This is a genomic window from Orlajensenia flava (assembly GCF_004801905.1).
Lineage (GTDB): Bacteria > Actinomycetota > Actinomycetes > Actinomycetales > Microbacteriaceae > Orlajensenia > Orlajensenia flava.
The window spans coordinates 20888-34702 of sequence record NZ_SSSN01000004.1 but is presented as its reverse complement, the minus strand read 5'-3'; the positions used below and the strand labels follow the sequence as shown (position 1 = coordinate 34702).

At 67.9% G+C, this 13815-nt stretch carries 15 protein-coding genes; 10 read left to right on the top strand and 5 right to left on the bottom strand.

The genetic code is table 11. The features are described 5' to 3' along the window. Positions 1-13 precede the first annotated feature (13 nt). The 6 genes from tsaB (at position 14) to E6C70_RS07445 (ending at position 3718) form a co-directional block, all read left to right on the top strand. Positions 14-664, top strand: a complete 651-nt coding sequence (tsaB, locus tag E6C70_RS07465) for a tRNA (adenosine(37)-N6)-threonylcarbamoyltransferase complex dimerization subunit type 1 TsaB (RefSeq protein ID WP_136423881.1) — start codon at positions 14-16, stop codon at positions 662-664. Continuing rightward, positions 661-1158, top strand: a complete 498-nt coding sequence (rimI, locus tag E6C70_RS07460; RefSeq protein ID WP_136423879.1) for a ribosomal protein S18-alanine N-acetyltransferase — start codon at positions 661-663, stop codon at positions 1156-1158. The genes tsaB and rimI overlap by 4 nt, the downstream gene beginning before the upstream one ends. Then, entirely contained in the window at positions 1155-2210 is a 1056-nt protein-coding gene (gene tsaD, locus E6C70_RS07455) for a tRNA (adenosine(37)-N6)-threonylcarbamoyltransferase complex transferase subunit TsaD (RefSeq protein ID WP_136423877.1), read from the top strand. Before rimI ends, tsaD begins: the two co-directional genes overlap by 4 nt. A gap of 90 nt (positions 2211-2300) precedes the next feature. After that, a complete protein-coding gene (locus E6C70_RS07450) occupies positions 2301-2594 on the top strand; it encodes a DUF4190 domain-containing protein (RefSeq protein ID WP_207670060.1) in 294 nt (97 codons plus the stop codon). Positions 2595-2625: 31 nt separating this feature from the next. Further along, a complete protein-coding gene (locus tag E6C70_RS16640) occupies positions 2626-3351 on the top strand; it encodes a DUF4190 domain-containing protein (protein WP_168770879.1) in 726 nt (241 codons plus the stop codon). A gap of 46 nt (positions 3352-3397) precedes the next feature. After that, positions 3398-3718 (top strand): hypothetical protein, encoded by a 321-nt coding sequence (locus E6C70_RS07445; protein WP_136423874.1) that lies wholly within the window; start codon positions 3398-3400, stop codon positions 3716-3718. Positions 3719-3738: 20 nt separating this feature from the next. On the opposite strand, the gene E6C70_RS07440 is transcribed toward E6C70_RS07445, so the two are convergent. Further along, a complete protein-coding gene (locus E6C70_RS07440; RefSeq protein ID WP_136423872.1) occupies positions 3739-4926 on the bottom strand; it encodes a class I SAM-dependent methyltransferase in 1188 nt (395 codons plus the stop codon). A gap of 143 nt (positions 4927-5069) precedes the next feature. Between E6C70_RS07440 and groES the strand changes: the two genes are divergently transcribed. The 3 genes from groES (at position 5070) to E6C70_RS07425 (ending at position 7961) form a co-directional block, all read left to right on the top strand. Next, positions 5070-5366 carry a co-chaperone GroES gene (gene groES, locus E6C70_RS07435; RefSeq protein ID WP_136423870.1) on the top strand — a complete coding sequence of 99 codons (297 nt, stop codon included), beginning with the start codon at positions 5070-5072 and terminating at the stop codon, positions 5364-5366. A gap of 134 nt (positions 5367-5500) precedes the next feature. After that, on the top strand, positions 5501-6442 hold the full coding sequence (rarD, locus tag E6C70_RS07430) for an EamA family transporter RarD (protein WP_136423979.1): 942 nt from the start codon (positions 5501-5503) through the stop codon (positions 6440-6442). Between the two features lie 226 nt (positions 6443-6668). Next, positions 6669-7961 (top strand): ABC transporter substrate-binding protein, encoded by a 1293-nt coding sequence (locus E6C70_RS07425; RefSeq protein WP_136423869.1) that lies wholly within the window; start codon positions 6669-6671, stop codon positions 7959-7961. A 153-nt stretch (positions 7962-8114) separates the two neighbouring features. Here E6C70_RS07425 and E6C70_RS07420 read toward each other — a convergent pair whose 3' ends face one another. From E6C70_RS07420 to E6C70_RS07405, 4 genes are read right to left on the bottom strand one after another with little or no spacing between them, the layout of a single operon-like run. Next, positions 8115-8879, bottom strand: coding sequence for an ABC transporter ATP-binding protein (locus E6C70_RS07420; protein ID WP_136423867.1), 765 nt, complete (start codon positions 8877-8879; stop codon positions 8115-8117). Beyond that, positions 8866-9780 (bottom strand): ABC transporter ATP-binding protein, encoded by a 915-nt coding sequence (locus E6C70_RS07415; protein WP_136423865.1) that lies wholly within the window; start codon positions 9778-9780, stop codon positions 8866-8868. The genes E6C70_RS07420 and E6C70_RS07415 overlap by 14 nt, the downstream gene beginning before the upstream one ends. After that, positions 9770-10753: a branched-chain amino acid ABC transporter permease gene (locus E6C70_RS07410; RefSeq protein ID WP_136423978.1), complete on the bottom strand. Its 984-nt coding sequence runs from the start codon at positions 10751-10753 to the stop codon at positions 9770-9772. Before E6C70_RS07410 ends, E6C70_RS07415 begins: the two co-directional genes overlap by 11 nt. A 12-nt stretch (positions 10754-10765) precedes the next feature. After that, positions 10766-12019 (bottom strand): branched-chain amino acid ABC transporter permease, encoded by a 1254-nt coding sequence (locus E6C70_RS07405; RefSeq protein ID WP_235833336.1) that lies wholly within the window; start codon positions 12017-12019, stop codon positions 10766-10768. A gap of 278 nt (positions 12020-12297) precedes the next feature. Here E6C70_RS07405 and guaB point away from each other — a divergent pair, with 278 nt between their 5' ends. Continuing rightward, positions 12298-13800, top strand: coding sequence for an IMP dehydrogenase (gene guaB, locus E6C70_RS07400; protein WP_136423861.1), 1503 nt, complete (start codon positions 12298-12300; stop codon positions 13798-13800). The last annotated feature ends 15 nt before the right edge of the window (positions 13801-13815 follow it).

Sequence of the window (13815 nt, the reverse complement as noted above, 5' to 3'; positions counted from 1 at the left end):
CTAGGCTCGTAGGGTGCTGCTGGCCATCGACACCTCTGCGGGATCGAGCGTCGCCGTCGTCGACCGCGACGCCGGTGTCATCGCCGAGTTCGACAGCGGCGACAGCATGCGCCATGCCGAGGTCATCGGCGACCTGATCGCCCGGGCACTCGACGCAGCATCCGTCCGTCCCCTAGACCTGTCGGGGGTCGTCGCCGGAATGGGCCCCGGCCCCTTCACGGGATTGCGGGTCGGCATCGCCGCGGCTCGTACCTTCGCGTTCGGGATCGGCCGGCCCCTGATCCCCGTCGTCAGCCACGACGCCGTGGCCGCTGAGGCGTTCGTCTCGGAGCTGTACACCGCTGATGAGCACCGACCCGGTGGGCCCCGCGGCATCCTCGTCGTCACCGACGCTCGCCGTCGCGAGCTGTACTGGTCGGCCTACTCCGGTCTAGACGAAGTGGGTCTTCCGGTTCGGCAGGACGGACCGGCGCTCGCGAAGCCCGACGCCGTCGCCCATGACGACCTGTTCCGTGTCGACGCGACCAGCGTGAGCGCGGGGCGACTCGGGATGATCGCCGAGGTCGCGTTCGCGGCGGGTCGTCCGTTCGCTGCCGACGAGGCGCTCTACCTGCGTTCACCCGATGTGACACTGTCGGCCGGCCCGAAGCGGGTGAGTGCGTGAGCTGGCAGCTGCGGCGTGCGCACTCCGCTGACCTCGAGTCCATCATGGCCATCGAGAGCGCGACCTTCACGACGGATGCCTGGTCCTCGGAGACCATGCGCGCCGAGCTGGCGAGTTCGCACACCTACTATCTCGTCGCCTTCGACCCGGATGCGCCCGACACGATCGTCGGTTACGCCGGCCTGGCGGCGCCCCGCGGCGGTGGCGGCGACATCCAGACCATCGCCGTCCAGCCCGCCCACCGCGGACGTGGGCTCGGACGCGGCCTGATGAACGCGCTCGTCAACGAGGCACGTCGGCGGGGTGTGGGCGAGATCCTCCTCGAGGTGAGAGCAGACAACCCGATCGCCCACGGTCTCTACGAGAGCCTCGGATTCGCCGACATCGCGGTGCGCAGGGGCTACTACCAGCCCGACGGGGTGGACGCCATCGTCATGCGCGCTCCCGTGACGCCTGCCCGCACGGCGCCCACGACGGAGGGGTCCGCACGATGACGCCTGACGCGCCGCTCGTGCTCGGTATCGAGACCTCCTGCGACGAGACCGGTGTCGGTATCGTGCGCGGCACCGACCTGCTTGCCAACGTCATCGCCTCGTCGATGGACGAGCACGCCCGCTACGGCGGCGTGGTGCCCGAGGTGGCGGCTCGCGCGCACCTCGAGGCGATGACCCCCACCATCTCGGCGGCCGTCGCAGAGGCGGGCATCCGTCTCGATGACCTGGACGCGATAGCGGTGACGAGCGGACCCGGCCTCGCCGGGGCGCTCATGGTGGGAGTCGGTGCGGCCAAGGCGCTGGCCGTCGCTCTCGACAAGCCGCTGTACGCGGTCAACCACCTGGTCGGACACGTGGGCGCCGACGTTCTGGACGACACCGAGCATCTGGAGTACCCGACCATCGCGCTGCTGGTGTCCGGCGGTCACACCTCCCTGCTGCTCGTCCGCGATCTCGTGAGCGACGTCGAGCTGCTCGGCGAGACCATCGACGATGCGGCGGGGGAGGCCTTCGACAAGGTGGCGCGCGTTCTGGGGCTGCCCTATCCCGGCGGCCCCCAGATCGACCGCCTCGCTGCGGCGGGCGATCCGAAGGCCATCCGCTTCCCCCGAGGACTGTCGCAGCCGAAGGACATGGCCGCGCACCGGTACGACTTCAGCTTCTCGGGCCTGAAAACGGCGGTGGCGCGCTGGGTGGAGAAGAAGCAGGATGCCGGCGAGGAGGTTCCCGTGGCGGATGTCGCGGCCAGCTTCCGCGAGGCCGTCGCCGACGTCCTGCTCACGAAGGCGATCGCCGCCTGCACCGACCTCGGCGTGCCCCGACTGCTGCTCGGGGGCGGTGTGGTCGCCAATGCGCGAGTACGACGCCTCGCCGAGGAGCGCGCCTCTGCCGTCGGCATCGAGCTGCGCATCCCGCCGCTGGAGCTCTGCACCGACAACGGCGCGATGATCGCGGCTCTCGGCGCCGGGCTGATGATGGCCGGCCACGCTCCGTCGAGCCTGGGATTCGGAGCGGACTCGACGCTGCCGGTCACCGACATCCAGGTGCGCTGAGCCGTCGGATGCGCCGACCACCGGCCCTTTCGCGTTGCAGCGGGCCCCGCTAGGGTGAAATCGGGACGTGCCGAGCGAGAGGGGGTCGTGGTGACGGATATCGCCGCGCCGCCTGAAGCAGTGCCCCGCACCGACGTGCCCGCGCGCTGGAACGCCCTCTCGATCGTCGCCTTCGTGACGGCGATCGTCGGCCTGAGCGTCGTCGGCGTGGTCTGCGGACACATCGGTGTCGCGCAGACACGGCGGTCCGGCGAACAGGGAGCGGGCCTGGCCATCGCCGGACTCGTGATCGGCTACATCGGCGTCGCACTATGGTTCCTGTTCTGGGTGGTGGCGATCGTCTCCTGGGGATATTTCGCCGCCGCGTCGCCCACCTCCCACTGACCACCCACATCGCCTCGAAGGGGACGAAGACATGACCGATCCGAAGGACACCAACCCGGAGCCTCCCGTCGAGCCGGGCGAGCCGCTGACCCCGGAACCGCGCATCGAGCCGGAGCCGGCCATCGAGCCGGAGCCGGCCACCGACCCCGGCACCGAGCCCGGAGTCGCACCCGAGCCGGTCGGCCCGGCCGAACCGCTGACCCCGCCGGAGGCTCCCGTGCCGCCAGCGCCCCCGGCTCCGCCCGCACCTCCGGCGCCTCCTGTGCCGCCTGCGGGCCCGTCTTATGGTGCTCCGCCCGCTCCGCCCGCGCCGCCTGCGTACGGAGCGCCCGGCGGGCCTGGCGCTCCCGGAGCTCCCGGCGCGAACGGTTCGGCTCCTGCGCCGGCCTACGGTGGCCCGCCCGCGCCGCCCGCCTACGGCGCTCCCGCGGGCGGAGCCTACGGAGCTCCCGCCTACGGAGCGCCCGGCCCGACTGCCAAGTCACCGGTCCTCAGCATCATCTCGCTCATCGCCGGAATCGTGGGCCTCGTCGGATCGTTCGTCGTGGTCTTCCCGTTCGTCGGCGGCGTGCTCCAGCTGTTCATCCCGGCGGCGGCGGTCGTGCTCGGCTTCCTCGGCAAGCGCAAGGAACCCCAGGCTCGCGGAATGTGGCTCACCGGCATCATCCTCGGCTTCGTCGGCATCGCCATCGCCATCATCTCGCTCATCTTCTGGGGTGTGTTCGTGGCGAACTACCGGGACTACAACAACTACTGACGGGCAGCGGCGGCCGGGTCCCCCGGCCGCCGCGCACGGGGGTGTCATGACGCAGACGACAGCCGCAGCGCCCGCTGCGGCGCCGGCGCCGTTCGATCCGATCGGAACGGAGAGTTCACCCGGCCCGGCCTGGTCGGCGGCGTTCCTCGGCGTCGTCGGCCTGATCGTGGCGTTGTTCATGCCGTGGGGCGCGGTGCTCTCCGTCCTGGCGGTCGTGCTCGGGTTCGTCGCCCGTCGGGGGTTTCCCGAGACCCGCGGCGCACGACTCACCGCCATCATCACGGGGTTCGTCGGCATCATCGTCGCGGTCGTCTGGGTTACCGTGGTCCTGCTGGCGGCGAGCATGGTGCCGGGCGACAACTTCTAGGGGGCGCGAAGACGCGGGTGTCACATCCTCTCGACGAGCAGGGTCACATGACGCCCCGCCCGACGGGTCATGACGATCGTGGCAGACGCTGCACCGCGCGGCTGCAGCCGTCTGCGCAGCGCGGCGGGATCCACGTCGACGCCGCGCTTCTTGATCTCCAGCACTCCCACGTCGCGTGCACGCAGCGCGGCCTTGAGACGCTTCTCGTCGGTCGGGAGCTCCTCGATGATGCGGAATCCGGTGGCGAACGGCGTGGGGCGGTACTCGTCGGCCGTCAGGTAGGCGATACCGTCGCTCAGCATGCGCGCGTCGATGCCGCGGGCGACCTCGCCGATCAGGCGCGCTCGAATCACGGCGCCATCGGGTTCGTACAGGTAGTCGCCCTGAGCCCCGACGGGTTCGTCGACGCTGTCGGCCGGGGCCGTCAGCTCGACGGTTCCCGCATCCGTCACGAGCAGGGCGGATCGACGGATGCCGGGCCGGGCGAGGTTGCCGAACCACAGGCTCATCTCGACCAGGTCGCCATCGACCGACACCCACTGCGCCTCGGCGTCCTCGGGAATGAGGCTACGGTCGAAACCCGGGCCGAGCTTGACGCCCGTCGGCAGCCGAGAACCGACGTCGAAGGCGAACGCCAACGACGGGGAGTAGTCCTCCGGCCGGGTGATGCGCTCGGTCTGACCGTGCCCCGGAGTGCGGCGGGCCGGATCGAGCCAGACGCCGTCGATGCCGCCGAGGTCGACATCCTCGGCGGCCGCCTGCTCCACCCGGGCGTCCGGGAAGGGGGCGAGGTTGTAACTGGCCACTGCGGCGGTCACCTCGTCGACATCGGCAGCCAGAACGTCGAGGTCGAGGGCGGCGAACGCCATGGCGTCGCCTCCGATCCCGCAACCGAGGTCGGCCACCCGATGCAGCCCTGCACGCGAGAACCGTCCGGCGTGGATGGCGGCGACAGGCAGTCGGGTCGCCTGCTCGAGCCCGGCGGAGGTGAACAGCATCCGCTCGGCGAACGGCCCGAACTTGGCTGCCGCGCGGGAGCGCAGCTTGGACTGGCTGAGGACAGCGGACACCAGCGCGGGGGCGTGACCGGCCGCGCGCAGTCCGCTCACCATGCGGACGACGTCGTCCGTGCTGTTCCACGCGGGAAGGGAGTCGAGCAGTGCGAGGCCCTCCGGAGAGAGCAGGGCCACGAGCTCCGAGCGTTGCATGATCCGACGCTAACGCACCCACGCGGCCGCGTCGCGATGCGCTGGCACTCACATTGCATGAGTGCCAGCCAACCCCTACACTCGTGTTAGCACTCTCATACCGAGTCTGCTAACCCAGTCTTAGCTCAAGAAAGAGGTCAACCGTGCCGGTCTCCATCAAGCCGCTCGAGGATCGCATCGTCATCAAGCAGGTCGAGGCGGAGCAGACCACTGCTTCGGGTCTCGTCATCCCCGACACCGCCAAGGAGAAGCCCCAGGAGGGCGAGGTCGTGGCCGTCGGACCGGGTCGCATCGATGACAACGGCAACCGCATCCCCCTCGACGTCGCTGTCGGCGACAAGGTGATCTACTCCAAGTACGGCGGAACCGAGGTCAAGTTCGGCGGAGACGACCTGCTCGTCCTCTCCGCTCGCGACGTGCTCGCCGTGGTCGTGCGCTGAGCCGCAGTTCTTCCTGAGGGGCCCCGGATGCTGATGCATCCGGGGCCCTTCGCTTGTGGCAGGAGATCGCGCCCCATTGGCAGGCCCGTGCGTCGGGCGCTCCGTCGGCACGGCGTAGGCTGCGTGGAGTGTCCGTGAAACCTGATTCGACTCGATCCGCCCTTCCCGAACACGACACCTCCCGCGGGCTCGTCTACGCCATCGCCGCCTACGGCCTGTGGGGCTTCCTGCCGATCTACTTCATCGCGCTCGCACCGACCGGACCGTTCGAGATCGTCGCGTGGCGCATCCTGTTCTCACTCGTCTTCTGCGCACTGCTGCTCACCGTCACGCGCGGATGGCCGGGGTTCTTCGCGCTCCTGCGTCAGCCGCGCATCACGCTCACGATGGGCGTGGCCGGTGCGCTCATCTTCATCAATTGGCAGACCTACGTCTACGCCACGGTCAGCGGGCAGGTCGTCGAGGCCGCGCTCGGCTACTTCATCAACCCGATCGTCACCGTCTTCCTCGGCGTCCTCGTCCTGCACGAACGGATGCGGCCATTACAGTGGGCGGCCGTCGGAGTCAGCATCATCGCCGTGGTCGTCCTCGCCGTCGGCTACGGCAGCCTGCCGTGGGTCGCCCTCGCGCTGGCCCTCTCCTTCGGCCTCTACGGCCTCATCAAGAAACGCGTCGGACCCCGTGTCGACGCCGTGGGAGGCCTCACCCTCGAAACGCTGTGGCTTGCCCCGGTCGCGGCCGTCGTGATCGCGATCGTCGGCGCGACGACGGGGCTCACGTTCGGCCATGCCGGCCTGCCGAACGCCCTCCTGCTCGTGGCGGCGGGCGTCATCACCGCCGTGCCACTGCTGTTCTTCGCCGCGGCGTCCCGTCGCCTTCCCCTCATCGTGATGGGGTTCATCCAGTATTTCGCGCCCTTCATCCAGTTCCTCGTCGGCGTCGTCATCCTGCACGAGTCGATGCCGCCGGAGCGCTGGTTCGGATTCGCGCTGGTGTGGCTCGCGCTGGCCGTGCTGACGGTCGACCTCATTCGCAACTCGCGCTCCTCACGGCGGGCGGTCGTCGAGACGGCGTAGCGCCGCGACGGGGTCTGACGCCGGAAAACGTCGTGAACGGAGCGGTTCCCGTACAGATTCCGTCGCGGCGAGCGGGTTTTTTTGCGCCGATGTAACGATTCGGGCCGGATCGCCGGACTGTGACGTGATTCGCTTGTCTGGCGTCTGCTTGCCGAATACTGTGACAGCACGGCGGTCCGGTCGGATCGCCGATCTGTGTTCACATTCGAAGCGCCCAAGGAGCAACATGAGCGTATTTGCGAAGGCCAAGACCTCGCGCTCTGCCGGGGCAGTACTGAGCGGAATCGCCGTCATCGGCGTCTCCGCCCTCCTACTGACCGCGTGCAGCAGCGGCGGCGGCGGGTCGACCTCGACCGCCACAGCGTCGGCCGATGCGGGGAGCGCGCTCCCCATCAAGGCGGGCGACCGCGATCTGTCCCTGAAGATCGGAACGATCCTCCCCGAGTCCGGCACCCTCGCCTTCCTCGGCCCGCCCGAAGAGGCCGGCGTCAAGGCGGCCGCGAAGGACATCAACGCGGCGGGCGACGGTCTCAAGGCTGACGTCATCTTCCGCGACTCGGGTGACACCACCACCGACACCGCGACCGTCTCGGTCACCGACCTGCTCTCGCAGGACGTCTCGGCTATCGTCGGTGCGGCATCGTCTGGTGTCTCGTTCACGGTGATCGACCAGATCGTCGGCGCGGGCGTCGTGCAGTTCTCCCCGGCCAACACCTCGCCGGACTTCACGAACTACAACGACAAGGGCCTGTACTTCCGCACGGCACCGTCCGACCTGCTGCAGGGCGAGGTGCTCGGCAACCTGATCGCCGAGGACGGCAACCAGACCCTCGGTCTGCTCGTCCTCAACGACCCGTACGGCACCGGTCTCGCCAAGGCGACGACCAAGGCGTTCGAGTCGGCCGGCGGCAAGGTCGTCGCGCAGGAGCTGTTCAACTCCGGTGACTCCAACTTCGACTCGCAGCTCTCGGCCATCAACGCCGCGAAGCCCGACGCCGTCGCGGTCATCACCTTCGACGAGGCCAAGGTCGCCGTCCCCGCCCTCGTGGGCAGCGGCTACCCCGGTGACAAGCTGTACTTCGTCGACGGCAACCTGGCCGATTACTCGAAGGACTTCGCTCCGGGCCTCATCAAGGGCTCGAAGGGAACGCTCCCCGGCCCCAAGCTGGGCGACGAGGCCAAGAACAAGCTGCTCGGCGCCGACCCGGCTCTGACGGACTTCAGCTACGGCCCCGAGTCCTACGACGCCACGGTGCTCATCGCGCTGGCCTCCTACGCGGCCAACAGCACGAAGGGCACCGACATCGCCAAGTACCTCCAGCAGGTCTCAGGCGGCAGCGGCAAGGGCGAGAAGGTCAAGTCCTACGAAGAGGGCATCAAGCTCCTCAAGCAGGGCAAGCAGATCGACTACGACGGTCTCAGCGGACCCATCACGCTCGACGAGCACGGTGACCCGACCGAGGCCACCATCGGCATCTACCAGTACGGTGCCGACAACAAGTACACCCGCATCAACTAGACGCGAGTGAAGAAGGGCCCCGGCTTCGGCCGGGGCCCTTCTGCGTGCCCTGAGCATCCGCCCCGATCACCCGTCCTCCAACGGATGATCGGTGGCGTGCATAGAAAAAGGGGGCGGATGCACCAGCATCCGCCCCCGGTTCCTACGAGTGGCTCAGTCGCCCAGGGTGCCCAGGTACAACCCGATCACCTTGGGATCGTTCAGCAGCTCGCGGCCGGTGCCCGTGTAGGCATCCTTGCCCTGATCGAGCACGTAGCCGCGGTCGCAGATCTGCAGGCAGCGACGAGCATTCTGCTCGACCATGATGGTGGTCACGCCAGCCTTGTTGATCTCCTTGACGCGCAGGAACGCCTCGTCCTGTCGAACGGGGGAGAGGCCGGCCGACGGCTCATCGAGCAGCAGCACGTGCGGACCCATCATGAGCGCCCGCGACATCGCCACCATCTGACGCTCGCCGCCCGAGAGCGATCCGGCGCGCTGGCCGAGTCGCTTGCGCAGCTCCGGGAAGATCTCGGTGACGAACTCGAGCCGCTCCTTGACGCCCTTGGGCTTCTGGAACATGCCCATCTCGAGGTTCTCCTGGATGGTCAGCGACGGGAAGACGTTGTTCGTCTGCGGCACGAAGCCCACGCCTTGGGCGACCAGCTTGTTGGCCTTGAGGTTGGTGATGACCTCGCCGCGCAGACGGATGTCGCCGTCGCGCACCTTGACGAGCCCGAAGATCGCCTTCAGCAGCGTCGACTTGCCGGCGCCGTTCGGCCCGATGATCCCGATCAGCTCACCGTCGTTTGCCACGAGCGAGCACGAGTTGAGGATGTTCACGCCCGGCAGGTAGCCCGCGGTCACGTTCCTCACCTCGACGACGGGCGTGGCGACGGATGCCGGCGCCTCCGGCGCCATGGGGCTACTGCTGGTCATCGAGAAGCTCCTTCAAGACGTGCTCGTGCTCGGGATCCTCTGCACCCAGGTCGCTGTCGTGGTGACTGCCCAGGTAGGCGTCGATGACGGCGGGGTTGGCCATGACCGTGTGCGGGTCGCCCTCGGCCACCACCTTGCCCTCGGCCATGACGATCACCCAGTCGGCGATGTGTCGCACCATGTGCATATCGTGCTCGACGAACAGGACGGTCATGCCCTGCGTCTTGAGATCGAGGATGTGGTCGAGCAGCGACTGCGTCAGCGCCGGGTTGACGCCGGCCATCGGCTCGTCGAGCATCACGAGGGTCGGGTCGCTCATGAGGGCGCGTGCCATCTCGAGGAGCTTGCGCTGGCCGCCCGAGAGCGACGCCGCGTAGTCCTCCTTCTTCGTGTCGAGCTTGAAGCGGGCGAGGATGTCCTCGGCCTTCGCCTCGATCTCCTTGTCCTGGCTGCGCCAGAGGAACGGCAGGATGGCCCGGAACAGGTTCTCACCGGTCTGGCCCTTCGCGCCGAGCTTCATGTTGTCGAGCACCGACAGCAGGCCGAGCGACTTGGTCAGCTGGAAGGTGCGGATGAGGCCCATGCGCGCCACCCGGTACGCCGGGATGTGGGCGAGCGACCGGCCGTCGAACTCCCACGAGCCCTCGTCCGGCTTGTCGAAGCCGGTGAGCAGGTTGAAGAACGTGGTCTTGCCGGCACCGTTGGGCCCGATGAGTGCGGTGATGGCTCCACGAGGGACCTCGACGTGCTGCACGTCGACGGCGGTGAGACCGCCGAAGGTGCGCTTCACGCCATCCGCCACCAGGATCGGGTCGACCTTGCGGCACCCGGGCTCGGCGTAGCCGATGTGGAGGCCGGTCGTCTTGACCGGCGTTGCCGTGGGAGTGACGTCACTTGACAAAGGCCAGCTCCTTCTTGTTTCCGAGGATGCCCTGTGGTCTGAAGATCACGATCAGCATGATGGCCACGCCGACGAGGATGAAGCGCAGCTGACCGGCCTGCACCTGGGACATGAACGGCAGCCAGCCCGCGGCGACCGCACGCGCGATGAAGCCCGAGAAGAAGGAGAGCAGGACCCAGAAGACCATCGAGCCGACGATCGGTCCGAGGATGGTGGCTGCGCCGCCGAGCAGCAGGATCGCATAGATGAAGAATGTCAGCGACGTCTGGTAGTTGGCCGGGACGACCGCTCGGGGGAGCACGAAGATCATGCCGGCGAGCGTGCCGAACACGCCACCGAGGATGAGGCTCTGCATCTTGTAGGAGTAGACGTTCTTGCCGAGTGCGCGCACGGCGTCCTCGTCCTCGCGGATACCCTTGATGACGCGACCCCACGGCGCCCGCATGATGAGCCACGTGAAGACAGCGGCGAGGATCACGACGATCCACCCGACGAGGCGGATCCACCAGTCGTAGGCGTTGTACTGCCACGGGCCGAAGCCGACGGTGCCCTCGAAGGTGAACGGGTTGAGTGCCGCGAAACCGCCCTTGTAGCCCTGCAGGCCGGTCGCCGAGCCCGTGACCGAGTCGAAGGTGTTGGTGGTGAACAGCAGGCGCAGGATCTCGGCAGCGGCGATGGTGACGATGGCCAGATAATCCGCTCGCAGTCGCAGGGTCGGGATACCGAGGATGAGGGCGAACACGACGGACGCCCCCACGCCCACCAGCACCGCTGCCCACACGGGGAAGTGGAACGTCAGGGTGGAGATGGCGTAGCCGTAGGCACCGAGCGCCATGAACCCGGCCTGACCGAAGTTGAGCAGGCCGGTGTAGCCGAAGTGGATGGCGAGGCCCAGTGCCGCGAGGGCGTAGGCGGCGGTCGTCGGGCTGATGAGCTCCTGCGCCGCGTTCGAGAAGATTGCTCCCCAGTCGATCATGGCCGGCCCCTATCCGATTCTCTCTTTGCGACCCAGGATGCCCTGAGGTCTGAACAGCAGCACCAGGATCAGGACGACGAGAGCCCCGACGTACTTGAGGTCCGAGGGCAGCCACAGCGTCGTCAGCTCGACGAACAGGCCGACCACGAGCGAGCCGACCAGGGCGCCGAACGCGGTGCCGAGACCGCCGAGGGTGACCGCGGCGAAGACGAGCAGCAGGATCTGGAAGCCCATGTCCCACGAGACCCCGGGACGGTAGTAGGCGTACAGGATGCCGCTGAGGCCCGCGAGCGCGCCGCCGAGCACCCAGACGATGCGGATGACGCGGTCGACGTCGATGCCGCTCGCCGCCGCGAGGCTCGGGTTGTCCGAGACGGCCCGGGTGGCCTTGCCGATGCGGGTGCGGAGGAGGAAGTAGGCGACTCCGCCCAGCACCACGAGGCTGATGATCATGCTCGCGATGTCGACCCAGGACAGCGCGACGGCGCCGAACCGGATGGTGGAGGGGAGCGTCGCCCCGGGCAGCTGACGTGTTGCGCCGCCGTAGAAGTACTGGAAGACGTAGCGGATGGCGAGCGAGAGGCCGATCGAGACGATCATCATCTGCACGAGGCCGACGCCCTTGCGCCGCAACGGTTTCCAGATGACCGCGTCCATGCTCCAGCCCAGGCACGCGCTGAGCACGAGCGCGATGATGATGCCGATCCACAGCGGCCAGCCGAGGATGCTCGAGAAGGTCAGCGTCATCAGGGCGCCGAAGGTGATCATCTCGGAGTGGGCGAAGTTCGAAAGCCCGGTGGTGCCGAAGATGAGCGAGAGTCCGATGGCCGCGAGGGCGAGCATGAGGCCGAACTGCAGGCCGTTGACGATACGGCCGAAGAGCTGGCTGAAGAAGTCCGTGGTGACGCGTTCACCCTTGCCGAGGAAGAAGTTGACCGCCTTGGTGTTGGTGAGGCCGAACTCCGCGGTGGTGGTCGCGCCGCCCTTGACCACGACGACGCCCTTGGGGAGCGTGTCCTCGTCGAGGGTCACCTTGTATGCGGCCTTCGTGGGCACGCCGATCTTCCACTGGCCCTTCTCATCCGTCTTGGCCGTCGCCTTGTAGCCGTTGCCCTGCACGGTGATCTCCACGTCGGCGAGCGGCTTCTGGTTGTTCTGCACGTTGCCCACGAACTGGTACGGGAGATCGCCTCCCACCGTGTCGGCGTCCGCGGGAGAAGCGGAGAACAGGCTGAGGCCCAGTGCCGCGAGAAGGAGACACAACAGGAGGACTACTCGTCCCGGTGATCTCGTCTGAACCACATCAGTGGGTCTCACTGAACCTCCATGTGGCGCCGCAGCGGGGCACCGGGTCATTTCCGTCGACAACTCCGTCGACAGTACGTGCTGATTATGTCGCATGTGTTTCGACACTGCGCGTTTCGTGTTGCCCGATTGTGGTCGGGGAATGCCGCGGATGCAAACTGACTTAAGATGTAGTACTCGGAAGGATCAGCGCAGATCACCGATTTCACGACGATCTGGAACTGCGAAGGAATCACATGGGCGAGCACGATCCGTTCGGCTTCATCGGACTGACGTACGACGACGTCCTGCTCCTGCCGGGGCACACCGACGTCATCCCGAGCGAGGCGGAGACCCGCTCCCGGCTGACCCGACGCATCGAGGTCGCCACCCCGCTCCTCTCGGCGGCGATGGACACCGTCACCGAGTCGCGCATGGCCATCGCGATGGCTCGCCAGGGCGGCATCGGCATCCTGCACCGCAACCTCTCGATCGCCGACCAGGCCGAGATGGTCGACCGCGTCAAGCGCAGCGAGTCGGGCATGGTCTCCAACCCGGTCACCACGACTCCCGACGCTTCGGTGGCGGATGTCGACGCCCTGTGCTCGACGTATCGCGTGAGCGGACTGCCGGTCATCGACGAGGACGGCAAGCTCGTGGGCATCATCTCCAACCGGGACATGCGGTTCGTGGCCGACTTCGAGAAGTCGACGACGCTTGTGAGCGACGTGATGACGCCCATGCCGCTCATCACCGGCCGCGTCGGCATGAACCCCGACGAGGCGATCGCCATCTTCGCCGAGCACAAGGTGGAGAAACTGCCCCTGATCGACGACGACGGCCGCCTGACCGGCCTCATCACCGTCAAGGACTTCGACAAGAGCGAGCAGTACCCCAACGCGACCAAGGACTCCGAGGGTCGGTTGCGCGTCGGTGCGGCCATGGGCTTCTTCGGAGACGCCTGGGAGCGCGCGGAGGCACTGCGCGACGCCGGAGTCGACGTGCTGGTCGTCGACACCGCCAACGGCGAGAGCGCAGGCGTGCTCGACATCATCCGTCGCATCAAGAGCGACCCGAGCTTCGCGCACATCGACGTGATCGGCGGCAACATTGCGACCCGCGAAGGCGCTCAGGCCCTCGTGGATGCCGGCGCCGACGCCGTCAAGGTCGGTGTCGGGCCCGGTTCGATCTGCACCACCCGCGTCGTCGCGGGCGTCGGAGTCCCGCAGGTGACCGCCGTGTACGAGGCCTCGAAGGCGACCATGCCGGCGGGTGTTCCGCTCATCGCCGACGGCGGCCTGCAGTACTCGGGTGACATCGCGAAGGCCCTCGTCGCCGGCGCGGACACCGTCATGCTCGGCTCGCTGCTCGCCGGCACCGCCGAGAGCCCCGGCGAATTGGTCTTCCAGAACGGCAAGCAGTTCAAGACCTACCGCGGCATGGGCTCCCTCGGGGCGCTGCAGACGCGCGGCAAGAAGACCTCCTACTCCAAGGACCGCTACTTCCAGGCGGATGTGCCGAGCGACGACAAGCTCATCCCCGAAGGCATCGAGGGTCAGGTGCCCTACCGTGGGCCGCTCTCGGCGGTGGCGTACCAGCTCATCGGCGGCCTGCGCCAGTCGATGTTCTACGTCGGCGCTCGCACGGTCGCCGAGCTCAAGGAGAAGGGTCGGTTCGTGCGCATCACGGCCGCCGGTCTCAAAGAGTCGCACCCGCATGATGTGCAGATCGTGGTCGAGGCCCCCAACTACACCCGCTGACGCGCCTGCCGGTCG

Excerpts from the sequence above, each read along its gene's own strand:
- tsaD (WP_136423877.1), top strand. The coding sequence starts at position 1,155 with ATGACGCCTGACGCGCCGCTCGTGCTCGGTATCGAGACCTCCTGCGAC.
- E6C70_RS16640 (WP_168770879.1), top strand. The coding sequence starts at position 2,626 with ATGACCGATCCGAAGGACACCAACCCGGAGCCTCCCGTCGAGCCGGGC.
- E6C70_RS07445 (WP_136423874.1), top strand. The coding sequence starts at position 3,398 with ATGACGCAGACGACAGCCGCAGCGCCCGCTGCGGCGCCGGCGCCGTTC.
- E6C70_RS07440 (WP_136423872.1), bottom strand. The coding sequence starts at position 4,926 with ATGCAACGCTCGGAGCTCGTGGCCCTGCTCTCTCCGGAGGGCCTCGCA.
- E6C70_RS07425 (WP_136423869.1), top strand. The coding sequence starts at position 6,669 with ATGAGCGTATTTGCGAAGGCCAAGACCTCGCGCTCTGCCGGGGCAGTA.
- E6C70_RS07420 (WP_136423867.1), bottom strand. The coding sequence starts at position 8,879 with ATGACCAGCAGTAGCCCCATGGCGCCGGAGGCGCCGGCATCCGTCGCC.
- guaB (WP_136423861.1), top strand. The coding sequence starts at position 12,298 with ATGGGCGAGCACGATCCGTTCGGCTTCATCGGACTGACGTACGACGAC.